General features: G+C 44.0%; 17 protein-coding genes. 8 read left to right on the top strand and 9 right to left on the bottom strand.

The window, feature by feature from the left end; translation table 11 throughout:
* The first annotated feature begins 151 nt into the window (after positions 1–151).
* Both metG and ITG10_RS02180 read left to right on the top strand, forming a co-directional pair.
* Positions 152–2,212, top strand: a complete 2,061-nt coding sequence (gene metG / locus ITG10_RS02175) for a methionine--tRNA ligase (RefSeq protein ID WP_239847895.1) — start codon at positions 152–154, stop codon at positions 2,210–2,212.
* A 221-nt stretch (positions 2,213–2,433) separates the two neighbouring features.
* On the top strand, positions 2,434–2,913 hold the full coding sequence (locus ITG10_RS02180; protein WP_017632518.1) for a DUF1456 family protein: 480 nt from the start codon (positions 2,434–2,436) through the stop codon (positions 2,911–2,913).
* Positions 2,914–3,029: 116 nt separating this feature from the next.
* On the opposite strand, the gene fadR is transcribed toward ITG10_RS02180, so the two are convergent.
* A complete protein-coding gene (fadR, locus tag ITG10_RS02185; RefSeq protein WP_017632517.1) occupies positions 3,030–3,869 on the bottom strand; it encodes a fatty acid metabolism transcriptional regulator FadR in 840 nt (279 codons plus the stop codon).
* A gap of 640 nt (positions 3,870–4,509) precedes the next feature.
* Here fadR and nhaB point away from each other — a divergent pair.
* Both nhaB and dsbB read left to right on the top strand, forming a co-directional pair.
* Positions 4,510–6,102 carry a Na(+)/H(+) antiporter NhaB gene (gene nhaB / locus ITG10_RS02190; RefSeq protein ID WP_017632516.1) on the top strand — a complete coding sequence of 531 codons (1,593 nt, stop codon included), beginning with the start codon at positions 4,510–4,512 and terminating at the stop codon, positions 6,100–6,102.
* A 146-nt stretch (positions 6,103–6,248) separates the two neighbouring features.
* Positions 6,249–6,758: a disulfide bond formation protein DsbB gene (gene dsbB / locus ITG10_RS02195; protein ID WP_026084412.1), complete on the top strand. Its 510-nt coding sequence runs from the start codon at positions 6,249–6,251 to the stop codon at positions 6,756–6,758.
* A 127-nt stretch (positions 6,759–6,885) separates the two neighbouring features.
* Here dsbB and ITG10_RS02200 read toward each other — a convergent pair whose 3' ends face one another.
* The gene (locus ITG10_RS02200) at positions 6,886–7,506 is read right to left on the bottom strand and encodes a YecA family protein (RefSeq protein ID WP_017632514.1); all 621 of its coding nucleotides are present in this window, start codon (positions 7,504–7,506) and stop codon (positions 6,886–6,888) included.
* Positions 7,507–7,684: 178 nt separating this feature from the next.
* Between ITG10_RS02200 and dusC the strand changes: the two genes are divergently transcribed.
* Positions 7,685–8,641 (top strand): tRNA dihydrouridine(16) synthase DusC, encoded by a 957-nt coding sequence (gene dusC, locus ITG10_RS02205; protein WP_248386665.1) that lies wholly within the window; start codon positions 7,685–7,687, stop codon positions 8,639–8,641.
* 58 nt (positions 8,642–8,699) lie between these two features.
* Here the strand turns inward: dusC and ITG10_RS02210 are convergent, their stop codons facing one another.
* From ITG10_RS02210 to yfbV, 4 genes are all read right to left on the bottom strand, one after another.
* The gene (locus tag ITG10_RS02210; RefSeq protein ID WP_017632512.1) at positions 8,700–10,166 is read right to left on the bottom strand and encodes a sensor domain-containing diguanylate cyclase; all 1,467 of its coding nucleotides are present in this window, start codon (positions 10,164–10,166) and stop codon (positions 8,700–8,702) included.
* A gap of 168 nt (positions 10,167–10,334) precedes the next feature.
* Positions 10,335–12,206, bottom strand: a complete 1,872-nt coding sequence (gene malZ, locus ITG10_RS02215; RefSeq protein WP_017632511.1) for a maltodextrin glucosidase — start codon at positions 12,204–12,206, stop codon at positions 10,335–10,337.
* Between the two features lie 190 nt (positions 12,207–12,396).
* Positions 12,397–13,362 (bottom strand): ABC transporter substrate-binding protein, encoded by a 966-nt coding sequence (locus tag ITG10_RS02220; protein WP_248386666.1) that lies wholly within the window; start codon positions 13,360–13,362, stop codon positions 12,397–12,399.
* A 318-nt stretch (positions 13,363–13,680) separates the two neighbouring features.
* Positions 13,681–14,133, bottom strand: coding sequence for a terminus macrodomain insulation protein YfbV (gene yfbV / locus ITG10_RS02225; protein ID WP_017062168.1), 453 nt, complete (start codon positions 14,131–14,133; stop codon positions 13,681–13,683).
* A gap of 343 nt (positions 14,134–14,476) precedes the next feature.
* Between yfbV and ITG10_RS02230 the strand changes: the two genes are divergently transcribed.
* From ITG10_RS02230 to ITG10_RS02240, 3 genes are all read left to right on the top strand, one after another.
* On the top strand, positions 14,477–15,673 hold the full coding sequence (locus ITG10_RS02230) for an acetate kinase (RefSeq protein ID WP_010437209.1): 1,197 nt from the start codon (positions 14,477–14,479) through the stop codon (positions 15,671–15,673).
* A gap of 147 nt (positions 15,674–15,820) precedes the next feature.
* Positions 15,821–17,986 carry a phosphate acetyltransferase gene (gene pta / locus ITG10_RS02235; RefSeq protein ID WP_017632510.1) on the top strand — a complete coding sequence of 722 codons (2,166 nt, stop codon included), beginning with the start codon at positions 15,821–15,823 and terminating at the stop codon, positions 17,984–17,986.
* Positions 17,987–18,088: 102 nt separating this feature from the next.
* Positions 18,089–19,093 carry a GGDEF domain-containing protein gene (locus tag ITG10_RS02240; protein WP_017632509.1) on the top strand — a complete coding sequence of 335 codons (1,005 nt, stop codon included), beginning with the start codon at positions 18,089–18,091 and terminating at the stop codon, positions 19,091–19,093.
* Here the strand turns inward: ITG10_RS02240 and ITG10_RS02245 are convergent.
* The 3 genes from ITG10_RS02245 to ITG10_RS02255 form a co-directional block, all read right to left on the bottom strand.
* A complete protein-coding gene (locus tag ITG10_RS02245; RefSeq protein ID WP_017632508.1) occupies positions 19,090–20,031 on the bottom strand; it encodes a glutathione S-transferase family protein in 942 nt (313 codons plus the stop codon). The genes ITG10_RS02240 and ITG10_RS02245 overlap by 4 nt on opposite strands.
* A 204-nt stretch (positions 20,032–20,235) precedes the next feature.
* A complete protein-coding gene (oppF, locus tag ITG10_RS02250; protein WP_017632507.1) occupies positions 20,236–21,228 on the bottom strand; it encodes a murein tripeptide/oligopeptide ABC transporter ATP binding protein OppF in 993 nt (330 codons plus the stop codon).
* The gene (locus tag ITG10_RS02255) at positions 21,225–22,196 is read right to left on the bottom strand and encodes an ABC transporter ATP-binding protein (protein ID WP_017632506.1); all 972 of its coding nucleotides are present in this window, start codon (positions 22,194–22,196) and stop codon (positions 21,225–21,227) included. The genes oppF and ITG10_RS02255 overlap by 4 nt, the downstream gene beginning before the upstream one ends.

Genomic DNA, 22,196 nt, shown 5'->3' on the forward strand with positions numbered 1-22,196 from the left:
TCCTTTTTTTATTTATGCTATCACCCACGAGATGAAGACTGAACCCCTAAAAAACTAGGGGAATCCTTTGTCTGATACCTTGGCGTATCACACGTTATAAAGTAGTATTACCTCTCAAATTTATACCTATCAAAAAAGCGAATTATTAAGTATGGCAACTGATCCAAGACAACTTTTGGTAACTTGTGCGCTTCCGTACGCTAACGGCTCTATTCACCTTGGCCATATGCTTGAGCATATCCAAGCTGATATTTGGGTTCGATACCAGCGTCTACGTGGCAACACTGTAAACTTCATCTGTGCTGACGATGCTCACGGCACGCCAATTATGCTTAAAGCTCAACAGATGGGTATCACACCAGAAGAGATGATCGCTGCTGTTAGTGAAGAGCACCAAAAAGACTTCGCTGGCTTTGATATCAGCTTTGATAACTACCACAGCACACACAGCGAAGAGAACCGCGAACTGGCTTCTCACATCTACCTAGAACTTAAAAAGAACGGCTTCATTTCTAGCCGTACTATTTCTCAGCTTTTCGATCCTGAGAAAGAGATGTTCCTACCAGACCGCTTCGTAAAAGGTACTTGCCCTAAGTGTAAGTCAGAAGACCAGTACGGTGATAACTGTGATAACTGTGGTGAGACATACAGCCCAACTGAACTGATTAACCCTAAGTCAGCAGTTTCTGGCGCAACTCCAGTAATGAAAGACTCTGAGCACTTCTTCTTCGACCTACCTCAATTCGAAAGCATGCTTAAAGAGTGGACTCGTTCTGGCTCTCTACAGAACGAAACTGCAAACAAAATGCAGGAATGGTTCGAGTCTGGCCTACAACAGTGGGATATCTCACGTGACGCGCCTTACTTCGGCTTCGAAATCCCAGGCGAAAAAGACAAGTTCTTCTACGTATGGCTAGATGCACCTGTTGGCTACATGGCTTCTTTCAAGAACCTATGTGACAAGCGTGACGACCTAAACTTCGACGAATACTGGAAGAAAGACAGCACTGCTGAACTTTACCACTTCATCGGTAAAGACATCGTTTACTTCCACAGCCTATTCTGGCCAGCAATGCTAGACGGCGCGGGTTTCCGTAAGCCAAACAACGTATTCGTACACGGCTACGTAACTGTGAACGGCGCGAAAATGTCTAAGTCGAAAGGCACATTCATCAAAGCAAGCACGTACCTAAACCACCTAGACCCAGAATGTCTACGTTACTACTACGCAGCTAAGCTAAACAGCCGTATCGATGATTTAGACCTTAACCTTGAAGACTTCACTCAACGTGTAAACGCTGATGTAGTAAACAAGATTGTTAACCTAGCTTCTCGTAACGCTGGCTTCATCACTAAGCGTTTTGAAGGCAAGCTTTCTGCTGAATTTGCAGAACCAGAACTTTACAACGAATTCGTTGCTGCTGCTGAGCGTATCGGTGAGCTATACGAAACTCGTGAGTTCAGCCGAGCTATCCGTGAAATTACGGCACTAGCAGACAAAGCTAACCAGTACATCGATGAGAAAGCACCTTGGGTTCTTGCAAAAGAAGAAGGTAAAGAGAAAGAGCTTCAAGAAGTATCTTCTGTTGGTATCAACCTATTCCGCGTATTAATGGCTTACCTGAAACCAGTTATGCCTGAGCTTGCGGCTCGCACTGAAGCTTTCCTAAACGAAGAGCTAACGTGGGAAGGTGTTGCAACGCCGCTAACTGATCACGAAATCACTAAGTTCAAAGCGCTATTTAGCCGTATTGATCCTAAGAAAGTGGAAGCGATGATCGAGTCTTCTAAAGAAGATGCAGCCGCTGAAGCAGCAGCAAAAGAAAAAGCAGACGCAGAGAAAGAGCAAGCAAGCCAAACTGAGCTAGACAAAGAACCAATCGCAGATGAGATCGAGTTCGATGCCTTTGCTGCAGTCGACATGCGTATTGCTCGTATCATCTCTTGTGAAGAAGTACCAAAAGCGAACAAACTACTGAAGTTCCAATTGGACATCGGTGGTGAAACACGCCAAGTATTCTCTGGCATCAAGTCGGCATACAAACCTGAAGAGCTAGAAGGCAAGCTAACTGTAATGGTTGCAAACCTAAAACCTCGTAAGATGAAGTTTGGTATGTCTGAAGGTATGATCCTAGCAGCTGGCCCTGGCGGCAGCGACCTATGGATCCTTGAGCCACACGAAGGTGCTCAACCTGGTATGCGTGTAATGTAATTCTGACTTTAGTCAGATAGAAAACACTCATAGCAAAATCCCTAATGCACTTTTAGCTTGAAAAGAGCTAACAAGCATTGGGGATTTTTTATATCTACCGAAAATAGGCGTTCTCTGTTAGAGTCGCCGTCAACTATGCTAAGTAAAGTATGAAATGGTTCATCAATGGCAATGCGCCATTTGAATCCACTTTACTCTCTAAACCTCTTTAGGACACCTCAGTGACTAACAATGAAATCTTGCGTCGTATTCAGCACGCACTAAACCTTAAAAATGCACAAATCATCAAAGCTATCGAACAAGCTGATGTGACGGTTGCTCATGACCAAGTGATTAACTGGCTGAAAGACGACAACGACAAGTCATGCTCTAAAATGAAAGATAAAGAGCTAGCGGTATTCCTAAACGGTTTCATCAATCTGAAGCGTGGCAAAAAAGAAGGTGCTCAGCCTAAACCTGAGGTAGCACTGACAAACAACATGATTTTCATGAAGCTACGTATCGCGTTAAACATGAAAGCAGAAGATGTGCTAGACGTGTTAGAAGTGGTTGGCGTTAGTCTAAGTAAATACGAGATTGGTGCCTACTTCCGTAAGCCAGAGAACAAAAACTACAAAGTGTGTGAAGACCAACAGCTTTGCGACTTCCTAAATGGCGTTCAGTTTACTAACCGCCCTGACTCAGAAGAGTTTGCAGGTTAAAAACAACCTACTGGTAAACTAGCCAGATTCTTAATAAATAAAAAGCGGCGAGATAATTGAATTATCTCGCCGCTTTTTTTGTTCTTTCTTTAACGCTATTTAGTTAGCCCAAAAGATTAGCTATCGTCTTCAGTGAAGTTCGTTGGTAACGTCGTTTTCATTTCGTTCCAAACCTGCGCACTTGCGATACCGTAGTTACGGATCACCAATGGCAAGTTTTCACGTTGGCCGCTCTCACAGATAACAAACAACTCTTTATAGAAGTCCATCGCTAAACGTCGTGCTTCTGGGTTAGAGAAGTAGTAGCTACCAATACGGTCATACAGTTTACGTACACCGTTGAAGATCAGGCCGTAAATTTGGTTGCCTGAATGGAATGCTAAACGTTGGAAAAGCATGTAATCATAGAAGTTGAAAGTCTTCGCGACTAAGATCGTTTGACGTTTCGCTTCATCTTTCTCTGAATCTTCTTTCACAGCTTGCTTAATCTTGTCTGCGTATGGCGATGATTCTAAGAACTCGTCCCATGTAGGTGCCGCAAGTAGCGCTTCACAAGATTCAATCACGTTACTAATAGTACGCTCTGAAGCTTCTTTGTTTGCTTTGAATGCATAACGCATAAAGATCGGGCTGATATTAGTACGAGCAGCAAGTAAGTCTTCTACCATCTTGCTTGCGTTATCTACGTCCAACGTCATTAGCGTATCAAGGATATGAAGACCTGATGTCTCCATAAACTGGTTAACTTTGGTTGGTTTGCCGTGTTGGATTGTCAACCAACCATCACGAGCAAGACGTTGAAGTACTTCACGAAGCGTAGTACGTGTAACACCAATTAGCTCAGAAAGCTCACGCTCTGCTGGCAAGATAGAACCTGGAGGGAAACGGCCATTCCAAATACTTTCAATGATATACTTTTCTGCAAATCCTGCCGGGCTCTTCGCCTTAATGACCATCTACACTTCAATCCAATTTAATTATTCTATTCTAATTTACTCATCATACCACTAGTTAACACCTAGCGGAAACACCCTCAAAAATTTTACTCACTCAAAACATCAGTAGAGTTAAAACTCTAAAGTTCAGCACACGTTTGCACCTTAGGTTTAGAAAGCAAGCGACCATAAATCACTATTTCAACAAATCATTAACACAACAAATTTTCTTTAAAATCAATGAGATTGGTCATAATTTTAAAGCCATTAAATTGCAATATTAAGTTGTAATAATCATATATAAACCGTCTTTATTCTGTAAATTTCAATCATTTCGCTGAAATATTGATTCTAGTCGGTTTTTATCACATTTTAAGTGGTATGCTTCCGCTACTTTGATCGCGTTTCTCAACAAAAAAGAGGTATTTTTAGTGCTACAGGGCTTTTCCTGTTGACTAAATGTTATCTAAGAGTAGAGTTGCGCTCAAAAATAAGCAGTGCTTGAGTTTCTAAGGGAGTGACTTGGCAAGACCACAGAACATTACATGGAATGTAGTTTTTCTAAGTCACTGTTAGTTATAGTTTTTAACAATTTCTATAGCTCGATTCTCAAAATGTTGTATTGCTTGTCTATTCATAATCAACATAAAAGAGTATTAACATGCCGATGTCTCTCGGAAACGCTTTTATCAAGAACTTCCTTGGTAAAGCTCCTGATTGGTATAAACTTGCCATCATTTCCTTTTTAATCATCAACCCGTTTGTTTTCTTCCTAGTTGACCCATTTGTTGCGGGCTGGCTATTGGTGGTTGAGTTTATTTTCACTCTAGCTATGGCTCTCAAATGCTACCCTCTTCAACCGGGTGGTCTATTAGCTATTCAAGCAGTCGCCATTGGCATGACCAAACCAGAGATGGTTTATCACGAGCTGCAAGCAAACCTTCCTGTATTACTCTTGCTCGTATTCATGGTTGCTGGCATTTACTTCATGAAAGAACTGCTTTTGTTCATTTTCACGAAGATCTTGCTTGGCATCCAATCTAAAATTTTACTTTCTGTTGCCTTCTGTGTTGCTGCCGCTTTCTTATCAGCATTCCTAGATGCACTAACAGTAATCGCCGTAGTTATTAGCGTTGCGGTCGGCTTCTACTCTATCTACCACAAGGTTGCATCGGGTAAAGGCACAACGTCTGCGCACGATCATACGCACGATGAAGAGATCTCTGAACTTACTCGTGATGACCTAGAAAACTACCGTGCTTTCCTACGTTCACTGCTTATGCACGCAGGTGTTGGTACTGCACTGGGTGGTGTAATGACCATGGTAGGTGAACCACAAAACTTGGTAATTGCTAAACAAGCAGGCTGGGAATTCGGTGAATTTATCATCCGTATGCTGCCAGTAACACTGCCTGTTTTCTTCTGCGGTATTGTGACTTGTGCGCTAGTAGAAAAATTCAAAGTATTTGGTTACGGTTCTGAGCTACCAACGAATGTTCGCCAAATCTTAGTTGAGTTCGACAACAAAGAACGTGCAAACCGCACCAAGCAAGACGTAGCAAAACTATGGGTTCAAAGTGCAATCGCAGTTTGGCTTATTGTTGGCCTTGCACTTCACGTTGCTGAAGTGGGTTTGATTGGTCTGTCTGTGATCATCTTAGCAACAGCCTTTACGGGTGTTATTGAAGAACACTCTATGGGTAAGGCATTTGAAGAAGCGCTACCATTTACCGCACTTCTTGCCGTTTTCTTCGCTGTTGTTGCTGTAATCATCGACCAAGCTCTATTTAAGCCAGTAATCGATGCTGTACTTCACGTTGAAGATAAAGGCGCACAACTCGCCCTCTTCTATGTTGCCAACGGTATTCTATCGATGGTTTCAGATAACGTATTCGTAGGTACGGTTTACATCAACGAAGTGAAAACTGCATTAGTAGAAGGCATCATCACTCGTGACCAATTCGACCTACTTGCTGTTGCTATCAACACAGGTACTAACCTACCTTCTGTTGCGACGCCAAACGGCCAGGCTGCATTCCTGTTCCTATTAACATCAGCACTTGCTCCGTTAATTCGACTGTCTTACGGCCGCATGGTTATCATGGCTCTGCCATACACTATCGTGTTAGCACTGGTTGGCCTTGCAGGTATCGTGTTCTTCGTAGAACCGATGACAGCATGGTTCTATGATGCAGGTTGGATCATTCAGCGTACTGGTGAAGCTGTTGCTCCCGTTATCTCTGGCGGTCACTAATCTGACTTTGTGTTGTAAAGCACAATAAGTGTATCTAACTAATCAAAAATATTAGTTGATTAGGAAACTTATCCAAGATAAAAAGCTCTGAGTAATCAGGGCTTTTTTATTTTATAGACAGGATTCAATTCGTGAACTTTTTAGCAATGATCAAAGACTTCTCTAAGGGACGTTTATCTTGGCTTTTACTGCTGGCTTTTATTGTCTTTTTTGAAGCGTGCGCTCTCTTCTTCCAACACGTGATGATGCTTGGTCCTTGTGTGATGTGTATCTATGAGCGCGTTGCTATGCTCGCTATTGGTGTTGCCGCCATGATTGGTGCTATTGCCCCGAATAATCCAATATCACGCTGGTTAGGCCTTGCTGGTTGGGGATTTGGCGCATACAAAGGTTTGATGCTTGCTTTAGAGCACGTCGATTACCAGTTCAATCCGTCTCCTTTCGCAACCTGTGACTTATTCGTCACCTTCCCTAGCTGGGCGCCTTTAAACCAATGGGCTCCGTGGATGTTTGAAGCGTACGGTGATTGCAGCAAGGTTGTGTGGCAGTTCTTCGATCTTTCTATGCCTCAGTGGCTTGTGATTATCTTTGCAGGTAACTTGGTTGCTTTCGGTATTGTGGTTATTTCTCAATTTGTTAAGTCGAAAAACGACTAACAGTAAGCAGTTGAAATTTAGACAACAAAAAAGTCGACCATGAGGTCGACTTTTTTATTACTTAAGCTTTTGAACATATAAAGAGAGTCTGTTACTGACTCAAGTAATGTTCATCAACAAACTGCGATTAGCTGTTTTTACCACAGCATTGCTTGAACTTTTTACCACTTTCACATGGGCAAACATCGTTACGGCCAATATCTTTAAATGGATTCACGCTCTGCGATTTATTACCTAGCATTGCCTCATCAGCTGCCATTGCCACTTCTGAGATCATCAGATCGACCTGACCCACTAAATCGGCAAGCGATGGCGGGTTTTGAAGCCCAGCCGCAACCATTTGTTGTTGAGTTTGCTCTTCATCAATCGCGAGCATTAATGTCGTCAACAGAGCTTGCAGCATGCGTAGCGTGCCGTCCGCTACCGTAATGCTTTGCCACTGCTCTTCCACTGTCGGCCAAACCATCATAAAACCTTCCGCAAAATCTGCGAACTGCTCATTGAAGTCACCTTCTGCAAACACATCAGTCAGTAAGTATTCACTACGCTGAATTAGGTTGTGCTGGCGGTTAATCTGTTCCGTCACTAATGTTACAAGCTCTTTGCCCGCTTCAGGAGCTACGATAGCAATCCATTCTTCAGGATCGAGTGGCTTTGTCGCTAAGTTAGACGCAAGGATTGCACCTTCGATAAACTGCGGCGTAATGTCTGAAATAGATTCTGGTAGGCTTAATAATTGATATGTCATGAAAGCTCTGGATATTTGGGCATTTTCGATATTATAACGTTATCCCCGCTAAAATGTCGCTATTAAGAGACGAAACCATCATTAAGGTGGGTACTCCACACTCATAGTGACAATCCTGTAAGCACACCGTACAATCACGCCTCTTAATTTCAGGACAGAGATGTTTCGGTAGATCAGCATGCGAGTAATACTTGGCCCGATGGAGGGCGTTCTAGACCACCTAATGCGTGAAATTCTCACAGAGATCAATGATTACGACCTCTGTGTCACTGAATTTGTTCGCGTTACGGATCAATTACTGCCACCGCATGTATTCCATCGCTTGTGTCCAGAACTCCACCAAGGCTCTCAAACCATGGCCGGTGTTCCTGTTCACGTTCAGCTACTCGGACAACACCCAAAATGGATGGCAGAAAACGCAATCCAAGCTGCAAGCCTTGGTGCGAAAGGCATAGACCTTAACTTTGGTTGCCCAGCAAAAGCGGTAAACAAGAGTAACGGTGGTGCGTCTCTGTTGAAAGAGCCTGGGCTTATCTACCAAGTCGTCAAAGCAACGCGAGAAGCGGTGCCCGCACATATCCCTGTTTCCGCGAAGATTCGCTTAGGTTGGGAACACCCAAATGAGTGCTTTGAGATTGTCGATGCTATTGAACAAGCAAAAGCCGACGAACTGACCGTGCATGCAAGAACCAAAGCCGGTGGTTACAAGGCCAGTGAAATCAAGTGGGATTACATCAATCAGATCCGTCAGAAAACCTCGCTGCCGTTGATTGCAAATGGTGAGATCTGGAATTACCAAGATGGTCAAGATTGCATCAAAGCCACAGGCATCGATTCATTGATGGTCTGTCGTGGTGCATTCAACGTTCCAAACCTTGGGAACGTCGTTAAACACAACAACCAGCCAATGCCTTGGCAACAAGTGATTGCCCTGCTGCTGCGTTACTCTGAGTTCGAAATTGAGGGTGATAAAGGTCTGTATTATCCAAACCGCGTAAAACAGTGGTTTGTGTATCTACGTAAAGAATACCCGGAAGCTGAAGAGCTGTTTCGTGAGATCAGGACCTACAAAAAAGCGGCTCCAATCGTCGAGCAAATTAAACGTTATCAAGAGCAGTACTGCCAATCTGTTTAAATTTTCGAACAAGCTGGCTGTACCTGATTTCTAACAATACGCCGATTAAATAACGTGGCTAAAATTCGAGACGGTCTTTACCCGTCGTCTTAGCCAAATAAAGCTTTTCATCGGCGTACTTAAATATCTCTTCGAAGTTGAGCTTACTTTGCTCGGTTTCTACAATGCAGACACCGCCAGACACCGTAAATCCATTCGGAACAATATCAGCTGACTTGACACTGATTGCGTTTTTCACGCGCTCTAGTGTTCTCATCAGAGTTTCACGATCATCACCTTTCATGTAAACGACAAACTCTTCTCCACCAAACCTTGCGGCTACATCACTGCTTCGAACACTGTTACTGATCTGGCGCGACATATAACGAATCACATCATCACCTTTGTCATGGCCATAAGTATCATTGATTAACTTGAAATCATCGATATCAAATACAGTTAAGGCAAACAATTGATCGTGGTCTACGCTTCGCCAAAACGCTTCTAAGCCACGTCGGTTTAACAGCCCTGTCATAGGGTCTTTCGCTGCGAGCTCTTTGAAGTAACCTCGTTCAATAGTCGAATTGACATAGAAAAAGATCGTGACAGAGAAAAGATAGACAATGATAGCAACGATAAGACTGTCTTTCTCATATACGAAAAAGTGTTCAATCTCTTTGGCAATATCTAATTCGTAGTACATGGCATGGTGGGATGCGACACCTTCGAGGTTAATCTCATGGTAGAAAGCCGCACTATCAATCGGCGCAGAGCGAGTGGTATCGATAATATCTATCCGACCAGCCAGATGCTCATTAGAGTTCTCAAGCAACCTGCCAGCATTAATATCCACCGACAGCATCCCTTGGTGAACGCCTTTATGGAATACAGGGATGGTCATACTGATCATTCGGTCAAGGGAATCAAAACGATAACCAGGGCCAGAAAGAGTGAGTTGGTCAGGGTTGTTGGCGGTTTTCTGCCAGTAAGGACGACTCTTGATGGTCGAGAGCAGCTCTTTACTGAGTCCTTTGGCAAAATCTTCCGGCGAAGAGATCACATAGCCACTCGTATCAATAAAGTGCACGCCGTCGTGGTATTCATCAAGCTGAGATAAAAATGAAAGAATAGGAGCTAGAGCTATCTTTTCTGAGGCGCTCTTGTAGCTATCACTGGTTTCGGAACAAAGGGATTCTTGGCCGACCAGCATGTAGTCGATATCGACAGAAGGAATGTCTGAAGTTTTACCATCCGCGAGGAGTAACACATCAATAGGCCAGATTTGGCAAAGCCCATCCACAACGTGTTTGTTGTGATCGAGAAAGAGAGGGTTTCCGGATTTGTAGTAGTTTGAGAAGCTGTAATCTAGAGCAGTCACCACTTTTGTGGTTCTTTTGAACACCTCTTCGATACGATGGAACTCGCTGTCGATGTCTTTTTTAACCGAATCAAAATGGTTCTTTCCGATTAAGCCAAGCAGCATCGTCGCGATCACCGCGGGAAACCCGAAGATAAAGGTAAGGCTAAAGTGCCTATTTACTTTCATATGATTTGCTCTTAGCGCTCAGCTATTTTCATTTACCCCATTAATATTATTACATTAATTGTCATTTCCCACGAGGTAAAAGAGTGTAAATTGATATGAATCGATCTTTCCCATTCACTTAAAGCTTTAAAAACTAGCCCAGACTAAGCAGGGCTAGTCTTGAGTGATTTAATCCAGTTTATTGTCGACGTCAAAAATCATCGACTGCATCGCTGGAATAACTATATTTGCGGAACCGTTGCAGATCAAAACACGTTCTATTTGACCAAGCAAAGCGACCACTTCGCCTTGCTCTTGTCCAAGCATCCATACAGGTAAAGCTAGCGACTTTTCTTTGTTAGATAAGTTTAATACAACTAAGGTCTTTTCCCCTCCTAGGCAACGAGCAAACACTAAGGTTTCAGCGTCACAATACAACTCTAAGTAAGCACCACTTTGTATGCTTCTGCGTTCTGTTCGCAAGCTAATCAACGCTTGATGGAATGAGAACCAATGGGATGTTTGCTCTGCTCCCCACGGAAAACATCTGCGATTATCCGGGTCTTGACCACCTTCTAAACCCACCTCGGTTCCGTAGTACAAACACGGCGTCCCAACGTAAGTGAATAACAAAGTCAGAGCCAATTTTTGTTTCGCTTCATCGCCATTGAGAAGCGTCAACATCCGTGCCGTATCGTGACTATCCAATTGATTCAGTTGCGATAACTGATTCAACCATGGCACCTTAGCTCTTGCTTCTGCTAACCAACCAGAGAAAGTGTACATGTCAATATTGATTGGCTCATAAGCGATGTCTTGCTTCGCCAATAACGCGCGCACAGGATGAGCAAAACCGTAGTAGTTCATTGACCCGTCTTCTTGCTCTCCTTGTAACCATTGGCTGGCCTCAAAGAAATGCTCTCCTAAGATATACGCCTCTGAGTTCACGGCTTTAGCTGAGTCACGGAATGCCTTCACATAATGCGCATTGTTATAGGCGCCCTCACCTTCCCCTAGCATATGGATCACATCGAAACGCCAACCATCGATGTGGTAAGGCGCTTTCAGCCAATGTTTGGTTACTGACTCTTCGGATTGGTAGATATGATCTCGAACTGCTTCGTTAGAGAAATTTAAAACAGGGAGCGATGAGATACCTTTCCATCCTACGTACTGAGTTGAATCACTTGGTTTGAAGAAGTAATAGTCATGATAAGGAGAATCAGAATGACCATAAGCCCCTTGCTCTGAGTTCAGATTTGGACTGTTGGTTTTGAGTTTATCAAACCAAGGGTGCTCTACTGACGTATGGTTGAACACGGCATCTAAGACAATTTTCATGTCACGTGCATGGATATCGCTAGAGAGCGCAGCGAACTCTTCATTCTTGCCAAAGTGTGGGTCGACCTTGTAGTAATCAGTCGTGTCGTATTTATGATTACTCGGTGATTGGAAGATCGGGTTTAGGTACAAGGCGGTAATACCTAGCTCTTGTAAGTAGTCTAGCTTGTTATGAATGCCCGCCAAATCGCCACCAAAAAACTCAGCAGCCCCTGTTCCATTGCGCCCTTCAACAGAATCGCCCCACTCTTTAACAACGACATCTAAGGTGTTTTCTTTTAGGCGATATTCCCCGGCTTTAACACTGATACTCGGGTTACCATTGCAAAAACGTTCTGGGAAGATTTGGTAGAAGACCTGCTCCGACACCCATGATGGCGGGCGGTGATGGGCATTAAACTTGAAATGAAACTCACGGCTTGGAACGCGACTATGTACGCCTCTAGCATCAAGCCAGTGCTGTTCTGTTGAGTCGACTAACTTGAACACATAGTGAGTAATATCTCTGTCTGCATTGACAGGAAAAGAGACTTGCCACACCGTCAATCGACCTTCAGTACCGACTTTGCTCATATCAAGCAGATACTCTTCGTTATCCGGCTCATGCCTCAAGAGAACCCTATTCCAATCACTGCGGTCAGTCATTAACTTAACGGTCAGAATGCCGTCTTTTTCGTGGAAGTAATCGGGGGTTTGAGCATGAAAGATAAATGGCTTCATAGTGGTTCTCGAGCAATGTTTAATTTGCTTAAGATATGAAATTATTTGTTGGCGACAATCAGAAAAATATCGTCAGTCAAAGTAGATCACGCTTTGTAGACCCACTTTGTTTTCAGTAAGACGATTTCTCTCAAAATTATCAAATGAATAGGCCTATCACCAAGCATAGATCGCGTTTGAAGTAGACCTTTTAGCGACTGACTACCGCGAGGTCGATCACCGATTGAGGCAATGTTACACCCAACTCACGAGCAGCTTCTAGATTCACCACCAGTTGTGAGCTTTGTGCGGTTTTAACGCTCAATTTTCCAGGTTTCTGTCCATTGAGAATAGCCGCTACATAATCCGCAGTTTGTACCCCAACGTCATAATAATCTAAACCTAAACCTGCAATAGCGCCTTTTCCTACATAAGATGTAGCGCCTGCGACGACTGGCGTATCAGCGTGGTTAGCAGCGTTGATAAGACCCTCCATGCCGCTCGCAACAGTGTTGTCCGTTAAGGCGTAGATAACATCCGATTTCTTTGCCACTGATTCTGCTTTTGATTCTACATCATCAATGGTGAGTGCTCTTTCTGTGTAAAGAGTAAAACCAAAGTCTCGTGTCGCTTTCTTTAACAGTCCAACCAGCGCCACTGCGTTTGCTTCTGCTGGGTTGTACACAACACCGATTGAGTTAGCTTCAGGAAGCAGTTCTTTGATTAATGACACATGCTGAGTGATCGGAGATAGGTCAGAAAGCCCCGTGACATTACGCCCCGGCTTTTCTAATTGTTTGACGAGCCTAGCGCCAATAGGATCCGTAACTGCGGTAAACACGATAGGAATCGAGCGAGTCGCCGATACTAAGGCTCGTGAAGTCGGTGTTGCGATACCTACCAATACATGAGGATTTTCACTGACGAGCTCTCTGGCAATTTTGGCGGCTTGAGCTGGATTCCCATCTGCCATTTCATAAGAAAACTCTAAGTTCTTACCGGGTTCATAGCCTTTAGCCCTTAATCCTTCAAGGAGCCCTAAGCGTGTGGCATTTAGATCTGGATGGTCTACAACTTGTGACACCGATACTTTGGCAATATTTGCTGTTACATTGCTAGCCCATAGCAACAGACAACCGCTTAACGCAGCCGTTAATACTTTTCTTACAGAACCCATCAATACTCCCTTCATCAAGCGCGCGTTGTTATTGCTCGATCTAGAGAGATCACAACATTAAATTCACTATTGATATTATTGCCAGTAACTTTTGATAACCTGAAGTGATATTTAACAAAAACACAACAAAGCTCGAATTATGCGTCAAAAGGCTGGTTGAGTTGAATCCATTGATAAGAAACGAAGTGAATAACAAAAGGCAAATAAAATGAACAACAAAGGGGAATATGAACGAAAAGTGTCACGAAGAACGAATCTGAGAACATGCTATCAACGATGTGTAGCCGTTCTCAGACGATAGGGAGATGTGAGGTTTTCTTAGAACCAACGTTCCATTGAAGATTTGTCTAACTGACGGAACGCACGATTCAGAATGATCGCCAATTCCTTATAACGAGGGCGTGGCTTCATTGGCTCTAACGCAAAACCCGTTTCAGTGATCTTCTCGTGCAGTTCGCGATACCACGATACTAACGCTGGAGGAAGTTGTGTATTTGAGCGGTTACCTAACCACCACATGCCTTGAAGCGGCAAACTAATAGCAAACAAAGCCATAACCACAGCTTGTGGCATCGCTTGGTAATTATTAAAGACCATTTGCGTAAGAACGCTGATAGCAGCTATCGCGGGCATCACCTTTACACCAAAGCGCGTCGCTTTAATGATGCGTTGCTCAGGGAAAATAGCGTTTAACTCTTTTCGAACAGGCCAGAGATCCATGTACTTTTGGCCATCTTTTAAACTGCTAGCTAAACCAACTCTATTGCTCATATGAGTCTCCCATTAAAAAAAAGTTGAAATCATCAACTAAAAACACAAAAATTTGACGAAAAATAATATTCTTTCAAATTTTTTTGTTATATTTGCACAATATCGCTATTATTTGCAGACCTCAATCTCATTGTTGCCCTTATTTACAATTTAAGCAACTTTGAGAAGACTTCTGCAAGGAATGCACAAGCCTCTTTTTTTGAAAAAGTGCGCTTTCACTTTATACGGAAATTAACGTTTTTTTGACCAAGGTTAGTACGCAAGCTACCGTGCTTCGTCTATTCTTGAGATTAATTTTCATCCTTAACTGATTTCGATCAGAAAAATTAACAGGTAGTCATTAATGTCTAAGCTAGTTTTAGTTTTAAACTGTGGTAGTTCTTCTCTTAAATTCGCTGTGGTTGATGCAGAAACAGGTGCTGAGCACCTAACTGGTCTTGCTGAGTGTCTGGGTCTTCCAGAAGCTCGTATGAAGTGGAAACTTGATGGCAAGCACGAAGCACAACTAGGCGCGGGCGCAGCTCACGTAGAAGCACTATCTTTCATGGTAGAAACTATTCTTGCTTCTAAGCCTGAGCTTAAAGCTAACCTTGGCGCTATCGGTCACCGTATCGTACACGGTGGCGAGCAGTTCACTTCTTCTGCACTTATCACTGATGAAGTACTTAAGGGTATTCAAGACGCTGCGACTTTCGCACCTCTTCACAACCCAGCTCACCTTATCGGTATCGAAGCTGCTCAACAGAACTTCCCAGGCCTTAAAAACGTTGCTGTATTCGACACTGCGTTCCACCAAACAATGCCTTCTGAGTCTTACCTATACGCTCTACCGTACAACCTGTACAAAGAGCACGGCATCCGTCGTTACGGCATGCACGGTACTTCTCACCTATTCATCACTCGTGAAGTTGCAGGCCTACTAAACAAGCCAGTTGAAGAAGTTAACATCATCAACTGTCACCTAGGTAACGGCGCTTCTGTATGTGCTATCAAGAACGGTCAATCTGTAGATACTTCTATGGGTCTTACTCCTCTTGAAGGTCTTGTAATGGGTACTCGTTGTGGTGACCTAGATCCTGCGATCATCTTCCACCTACACGACGCTCTTGGTTACTCTGTTGAAGAAATCAACAACATGCTAACTAAAGAGTCTGGTCTTGCTGGTCTGACTGAAGTGACTTCTGACTGTCGTTTCGTTGAAGACAACTACGGTGAGAAAGAAGAAGCAACTCGTGCAATGGACGTGTTCTGTCACCGTCTAGCTAAGTACGTAGCTGGTTACACTGCAACTCTAGAAGGTCGTCTAGACGCAATCACTTTCACTGGCGGCATCGGCGAGAACTCTGGCCCAATCCGTGAAATGGTTCTTAACCGCCTAGGCATCTTCGGCATCGAAGTTGACGGTGAAGCTAACCTTAAAGCTCGTTTCGGCGGCGAAGGTACTATCACTACAGCTAACAGCCGTATCCCAGCAATGGTTATCTCTACTAACGAAGAGCTAGTAATTGCTGAAGACACTGCGAAACTAGCAGGTCTTTAATTGATTTTCCTGACTAGCTTCACTCGAAGCTAGTCAGTTTTTCATATCAAGAAAATGGGGCTCAACTTCTATTCCTACCCCAATTTAAATATCGGTGGGAATAGCAGTTGAGCTTTTTTTATTTCCAATAGTCAAAGGTGTTCGTCAATGTCACGTACTATTATGCTTATCCCTACAAGCGCTGGTGTTGGTCTTACTAGTGTTAGCATGGGTGTTCTTCGCGCTATGGAGCGTAAGGGCGTAAGTGTTTCTTTCTACAAGCCAATCGCCCAGCCTCGCAGCGGTGGTGATCAACCAGATCTAACGTCTACTATTATCAGCGTAAACAGCGACATTAAGATTGGTGAGCCAATCGCAATGACTAAAGCTGAAGCTTTGATCGGTAGCGAAAAAATGGACGTACTTCTTGAGTCTGTTGTTGAGCAATACAACAAGATCAACAAAGACGCAGAAGTAACGCTAATCGAAGGTCTAGTACCTACTCGTAAGCACCCATTTGCTAACCAAGTAAACGCGGAAATCGCGAAGACACTTGGCGCGGAGATCGTATTTGTTGCGACTCCTGGTACTGACAACCCTACGCAACTTAAAGAGCGTATCGAAGTAGCATGTTCTAACTTCGGCGGTACTAAGAACAAGAACATCAAAGGCGTAATCATCAACAAGCTTAACGCTCCTGTTGATGAAGCTGGCCGTACTCGCCCTGACCTATCTGAAATCTTCGACGATGCAGATACAGCTCAGCAAGCGAACCTTGAAGTAATGCAAATCTTCAACTCTAGCCCTATCCGTGTTCTTGGCTGTGTGCCATGGAGCATCGACCTAATCGCAACTCGTGCGGTTGATATGGCTAAGCACCTTAACGCTGAAATCATCAACGAAGGTGAAATCGCGACTCGTCGTATTAAGAGCATCACTTTCTGTGCACGCTCTCTACCGCACATGATTGAGCACTTTAAGCCAGGTTCACTGCTAGTAACTTCTGCAGACCGTCCTGACGTTATCGTTGCTGCGGCTCTTGCTGCGAAAAACGGTGTTGAGATTGGCGCAATCCTGCTTACTGGCGGTTACGACATCCCAGAAAGCATTGCTAACCTATGTGCACCAGCATTCGCTTCAGGTCTACCGATCTTCAAAGCGCAAGGTAACACTTGGCAGACGTCTCTAAACCTACAGAGCTTCAACCTAGAAGTTCCTGCAGACGATAAAGAGCGTATCGAGTTCGTTAACGATCACGTTGCAAGCCACATCGATGGCCCTTGGATTGATTCTCTATCTGAAGGCACTCAAGGCATCCGTCGTCTAAGCCCACCAGCATTCCGTTACCAGCTAACTGAATTCGCTCGTAAAGCGGCTAAGCGCATCGTTCTTCCTGAAGGTGATGAGCCACGTACAGTTAAAGCTGCGGCTATCTGTGCTGAGCGCGGTATCGCGACTTGTGTACTTCTAGGTAACCCAGAAGAAATCCGTCGTGTTGCTGCACAGCAAGGTGTTGAGCTTGGCGCTGGCGTTGAGATCATAGATTCTGCATCAGTTCGCGAAAACTACGTAGCTCGTCTAGTAGAACTTCGTGGCGCTAAAGGTATGACTGAAGTTGTAGCTCGTGAGAAGCTAGAAGATTCAGTATTCCTAGGTACTATGATGCTTGAAGCTGGTGAAGTTGACGGCCTAGTTTCTGGTGCTGTTCACACAACGGCGAACACTATCGTTCCTCCGTTCCAGATCATCAAGACGGCCCCTGATGCTTCTATCGTATCTTCAATCTTCTTCATGCTTCTGCCTGATCAAGTTCTTGTATACGGTGACTGTGCGATCAACCCAGATCCAACCGCTGAACAGCTTGCTGAAATCGCTATCCAATCTGCAGATTCTGCTGCGGCATTCGGTATCGACCCACGCGTTGCTATGATCTCTTACTCTACTGGTGAATCTGGTAAGGGTGCAGACGTAGATAAAGTACGTGAAGCAACTAAGATTGCTCAAGAGAAACGTCCTGATCTAGTGATCGACGGCCCTCTACAGTACGACGCGGCTATCATGGAAAACGTTGCTGCTTCTAAAGCACCAAACTCTCCAGTAGCAGGTAAAGCAACTGTATTCGTATTCCCAGACCTAAACACTGGTAACACGACTTACAAAGCTGTACAGCGTTCAGCAGACCTAGTATCTATCGGTCCAATGCTTCAAGGTATGCGCAAACCAGTAAATGACTTGTCTCGTGGCGCTCTAGTAGACGACATCGTTTACACAGTAGCTCTAACGGCTATCCAAGCAGACCAAGCAGCTCAAGCTGAAGAAAAAGTAATTAACTAATTTTCTTTTGTAGAAAGCAAAAACCCTAGATGTTTATCTAGGGTTTTTTTTGACTTAAATAAGGTATACCATTCCGATAAGGTATTTTATTAAGTGAGTCCCATGTCTATAGAGTTCGCCAATAACACCACAATCAGAGATCTCGTTCTCAAGAATGTCAGCATTATACTCGCGCTGTTTGTTCTTGTAGTAGCTGCGACAAATTTTTTCATTAGCCATGATTACATCTTAGGAGTGATGGAGCTCTTAATATCGACGACCTTTCTCCATGTTTATTATAAAGTTAAAAATAATCAAACACTTTCCTGGCAGCCATTTGCTATAGCTGCAGCGGTGACTATCGGATTACTTTATGGTTTCGCTCATACAAAACCGCACTCTGCGATTGTGATGTGGGTTTACGTTTTACCAGCTCTTTATCAGCTACTTTTCGATCGGCTTATAGGGTCTATCGCCACATTTTCAATGCTCATCGCAACCACATTCATTTACTTCCCGAACCTATTTATTGAAGGTACTTATCCACTTGCTTTCGTAAATTTCATGATCCCTTACGTGATGATTTGGGTTGTTGCTTATAACCATGAAACAGTGAGAATTGGCGTGCAAAAGCGTCTAGAGCAGCTGGTAAGAACAGATGCACTTACAGGTGCTTGGAACCGTTTAGCTTTGCAGCAAGATGCCTCCTATAAGTTGCACTGTTGTGCAAAAAGTCACCTTCTTCATTTCGACTTAGATTGGTTCAAACGCATTAATGATACTTATGGCCACAGTGCTGGGGACAAAGTGTTAAAAGCAATTGTTAAAGAGATAGGGAGAGTCATTCCCACCAGCAAAACTTACCGTATTGGCGGAGAAGAGTTTTGTGTCATTTTTTGCACCGCTGACTTTCAACAAGCACTAGAAGACAGTGAAAAACTGAGATCGAGTATTGAGAAACTCGTAATACTAAATAATCAATCCAGTCTAAATGTTACGATCAGCGGAGGGCTAATCGAACTACCTAACCAGTGTACTCAGTATCAATTAGATAAAGCTTTACAAAATACCGATAAAGCACTCTATAAAGCCAAAGAGTCAGGACGGAATATTATTCTACCAGCTTAGAGAACACGTCCATGATCGGACTCTAAATCTAACTCAGGTCCTTTAGGGACAACCTGAGTTGGGTTGATGCCCGTATGGCTGTAATAGTAGTGACGTTTGATATGGTAAAAATCGGTCGTCTCTTTGATGCCTTCGATTTGATACAGCTCTTTTAGGTATCCCTGAATATTTTCATAGTCCGCAATTCGCTGCTTGTTACACTTGAAGTGACCTACATACACAGCATCGAATCGAACCAAAGTGGTAAACAACCGCCAATCCGCCTCTGTAATCTCATTACCCGCCAGATAACGGTGTTCGCTAAGATGGGCGTCCACTTTGTCTAACGCTTCAAATAAAGCGTCATACGCTTCTTCATAAGCCTCTTGTGTGGTCGCAAAACCGGTACGATAAACGCCGTTATTGATGTTCGGATAGATGTAGTCGTTCCATTCGTCAATCTTGCTCGCCAACTCCCATGGGTAGTAGTCGTCGGTGTTACCCGTTAGCTCATTAAATTCTGAGTTAAACATGCGGATGATTTCAGACGACTCGTTGCTCACGATGGTGTTGGTTTTCTTATCCCATAAAACAGGAACCGTGACTCGACCTGAATAGTCCGGTTTGGCTTGGGTGTAGATTTGGTGCATGCGAGTGTGACCGAATAGAGGCTCAGGCAAGCCCATTTGCCACCCTTCACTCATCATGTCAGGGCAAACTACTGTCACATCGATATGATCGGTTAGGTCTTTCAGTTCACGGAAAATCAGCGTGCGATGCGCCCACGGACAAGCTAACGAAACGTATAAGTGGTAACGACCACTTTCTGGCTCAAATTGCGCTCCGGCTTTATTTTCAACCCAGTTGCGAAAGCCCGCATCTTCACGAACGAACTTACCACCGCTTTCTTTAGTGTCGTACCACACATCGTGCCAAACACCTTCAACTAACTTGCCCATATCCAAACCTCTGTGATGCTAACTTTTCTCTAGTATAAAAAAAGCCAACTTTTTCAAAACTAGAAGAAGTTGGCTTAGTTGTTCGAATATTTTGATGAAGCTTGTTGAGCGGACCAATAAGCCTAACCCTAAGACAAAAAAAGCGCGACTCTAATAACTAGTCGCGCTTAAGCCTGTCACAGGCTGAACCGTTTTAAATAGGCTCTAGACTTGTACGTGCAAGCAAGATACTGCGTGAACGTCATCGCCTTGAATCGTTGGCTTAGTTTGCGCACATGCCTCTGTTGCTTGTGGGCAACGAGTACGGAACACACAACCTGATGGCGGATTGATTGGTGACGGTAGATCACCTTCCAACATCTGAATGGTTTTGCTGCGCTCTAAGCGAGGATCTGGAATTGGAACTGCAGACATCAACGCTTTGGTGTACGGGTGCTTAGGATCAGAGAACAATGCATCTGATTCGCCAAGTTCTACCGCGTTGCCTAAGTACATCACCAACACACGGTCAGAAATGTGTTTAACAACCGACAAATCGTGCGCGATGAATACCAAAGACAAACCTAGCTCTTTTTGTAGCTCCTTCAGAAGGTTAACTACTTGAGCTTGGATAGATACGTCCAATGCCGAGACAGGTTCATCACAGATGATCATCTTAGGTTTTAAGATAAGAGCACGTGCGATACCGATACGCTGACACTGACCGCCTGAGAACTCGTGTGGGTAACGGTTGATTACGTTTGGTAGTAGACCAACCTTTGCCATCATCTCTTTAACTCGGTCCTTCACTTCCTGTTTAGAAAGCTCTGGGTAAAAAGTCTCTAGAGGCTCAGCAATGATGTCACCAACAGACATACGCGGGTTAAGCGATGCCAGTGGGTCTTGGAAGATCATCTGAATCTCTTTACGAGTTTCACGACGCTGTACTTCCTGCATTTTAGTTAGGTCTTGACCTAACCACATCACTTCGCCGTCTGTCGCTTCAACCAAACCAATGATTGCGCGAGCAAATGTCGATTTACCACAACCAGACTCACCTACTACACCCAGCGTTTCCCCTTCGTAAAGGTGAATATCAACGCCATCAACGGCTTTCAGGTTTGACGGCTTTGCCCAAGGCCACGCTGATTTAGCTGCGATGCTAAAGTGAACTTTCAGGTCTTTAATATCTAATAATAACTGCTTATCTACACTCATTTTGTCCAAGTCTCCCAGTCAGAAAAACAAGCACGCTGACGGTCATTACCAAATGGCGTCAAAATAGGTGCTTCTTGCTTACAACGGTCCATTACACGGTGACAACGGTCTTGGTAAGGACAGCCTGTTGGTAGGCGAAGTAAGTTTGGTGGATTACCTGGAATAGTCGGTAGAATTTCACCTTCTGTATCCAAACGAGGAATCGCTTTCAGTAGGCCTTCTGCATATGGGTGGCTTGGCTCATAGAAGATTTCATCAACCGTGCCGTACTCCATTGTACGACCCGCGTACATCACAAGTACCTTGTCACATGACCCTGCAACCACACCCAAATCGTGGGTGATCATGATGATTGCCGTGTTGAACTCATCTTTCAATTCGTTCAGTAATTCCATGATTTGCGCTTGAATAGTTACATCCAAAGCGGTTGTTGGTTCATCAGCGATAAGCAGTTTAGGACGACACAATAGTGCCATTGCGATCATCACACGCTGACGCATACCGCCAGAAAATTCGTGTGGGTACATAGTGATACGCTTGCGTGCTTCAGGGATTTTAACCGCTTCAAGCATGCGTACTGATTCTTCAAACGCCTCTGCTTTACCCATGCCTTTGTGCAGCATAAGTACTTCCATCAGCTGATCACTTACTTTCATGTAAGGGTTCAGTGATGTCATCGGATCTTGGAAGATCATCGCGATCTGTTCAGCACGAACTTTGTTCAGCTCTTTCTCTGGAAGGTTAAGAATCTCTTTACCTTCAAACTTCGCGCTACCCGAGATGATGCCGTTCTTAGCCAGCAGTCCCATCAGTGCAAATACCGTTTGTGATTTACCTGAACCTGACTCACCCACGATACCCAGCGTTTCGCCTTGGTTAAGTGAGAAGTTCAAGTCGTTTACTGCGGTTACGATACCATCTTGCGTGGTAAATTCGACGCGCAGATCTTTGACATCTAATAAGCTCAT

This window comes from Vibrio sp. ED004 (assembly GCF_023206395.1).
Lineage (GTDB): Bacteria > Pseudomonadota > Gammaproteobacteria > Enterobacterales > Vibrionaceae > Vibrio.

Bases quoted from the DNA above. Each gene is read 5' to 3' on its own strand.
- metG (WP_239847895.1), top strand. From the start codon at position 152: ATGGCAACTGATCCAAGACAACTTTTGGTAACTTGTGCGCTTCCGTAC.
- fadR (WP_017632517.1), bottom strand. From the start codon at position 3,869: ATGGTCATTAAGGCGAAGAGCCCGGCAGGATTTGCAGAAAAGTATATC.
- nhaB (WP_017632516.1), top strand. From the start codon at position 4,510: ATGCCGATGTCTCTCGGAAACGCTTTTATCAAGAACTTCCTTGGTAAA.
- dsbB (WP_026084412.1), top strand. From the start codon at position 6,249: ATGATCAAAGACTTCTCTAAGGGACGTTTATCTTGGCTTTTACTGCTG.
- ITG10_RS02200 (WP_017632514.1), bottom strand. From the start codon at position 7,506: ATGACATATCAATTATTAAGCCTACCAGAATCTATTTCAGACATTACG.
- dusC (WP_248386665.1), top strand. From the start codon at position 7,685: ATGCGAGTAATACTTGGCCCGATGGAGGGCGTTCTAGACCACCTAATG.
- ITG10_RS02210 (WP_017632512.1), bottom strand. From the start codon at position 10,166: ATGAAAGTAAATAGGCACTTTAGCCTTACCTTTATCTTCGGGTTTCCC.
- malZ (WP_017632511.1), bottom strand. From the start codon at position 12,206: ATGAAGCCATTTATCTTTCATGCTCAAACCCCCGATTACTTCCACGAA.
- ITG10_RS02220 (WP_248386666.1), bottom strand. From the start codon at position 13,362: ATGGGTTCTGTAAGAAAAGTATTAACGGCTGCGTTAAGCGGTTGTCTG.
- yfbV (WP_017062168.1), bottom strand. From the start codon at position 14,133: ATGAGCAATAGAGTTGGTTTAGCTAGCAGTTTAAAAGATGGCCAAAAG.
- ITG10_RS02230 (WP_010437209.1), top strand. From the start codon at position 14,477: ATGTCTAAGCTAGTTTTAGTTTTAAACTGTGGTAGTTCTTCTCTTAAA.
- pta (WP_017632510.1), top strand. From the start codon at position 15,821: ATGTCACGTACTATTATGCTTATCCCTACAAGCGCTGGTGTTGGTCTT.
- ITG10_RS02240 (WP_017632509.1), top strand. From the start codon at position 18,089: ATGTCTATAGAGTTCGCCAATAACACCACAATCAGAGATCTCGTTCTC.
- ITG10_RS02245 (WP_017632508.1), bottom strand. From the start codon at position 20,031: ATGGGCAAGTTAGTTGAAGGTGTTTGGCACGATGTGTGGTACGACACT.
- oppF (WP_017632507.1), bottom strand. From the start codon at position 21,228: ATGAGTGTAGATAAGCAGTTATTATTAGATATTAAAGACCTGAAAGTT.
- ITG10_RS02255 (WP_017632506.1), bottom strand. From the start codon at position 22,196: ATGAGCTTATTAGATGTCAAAGATCTGCGCGTCGAATTTACCACGCAA.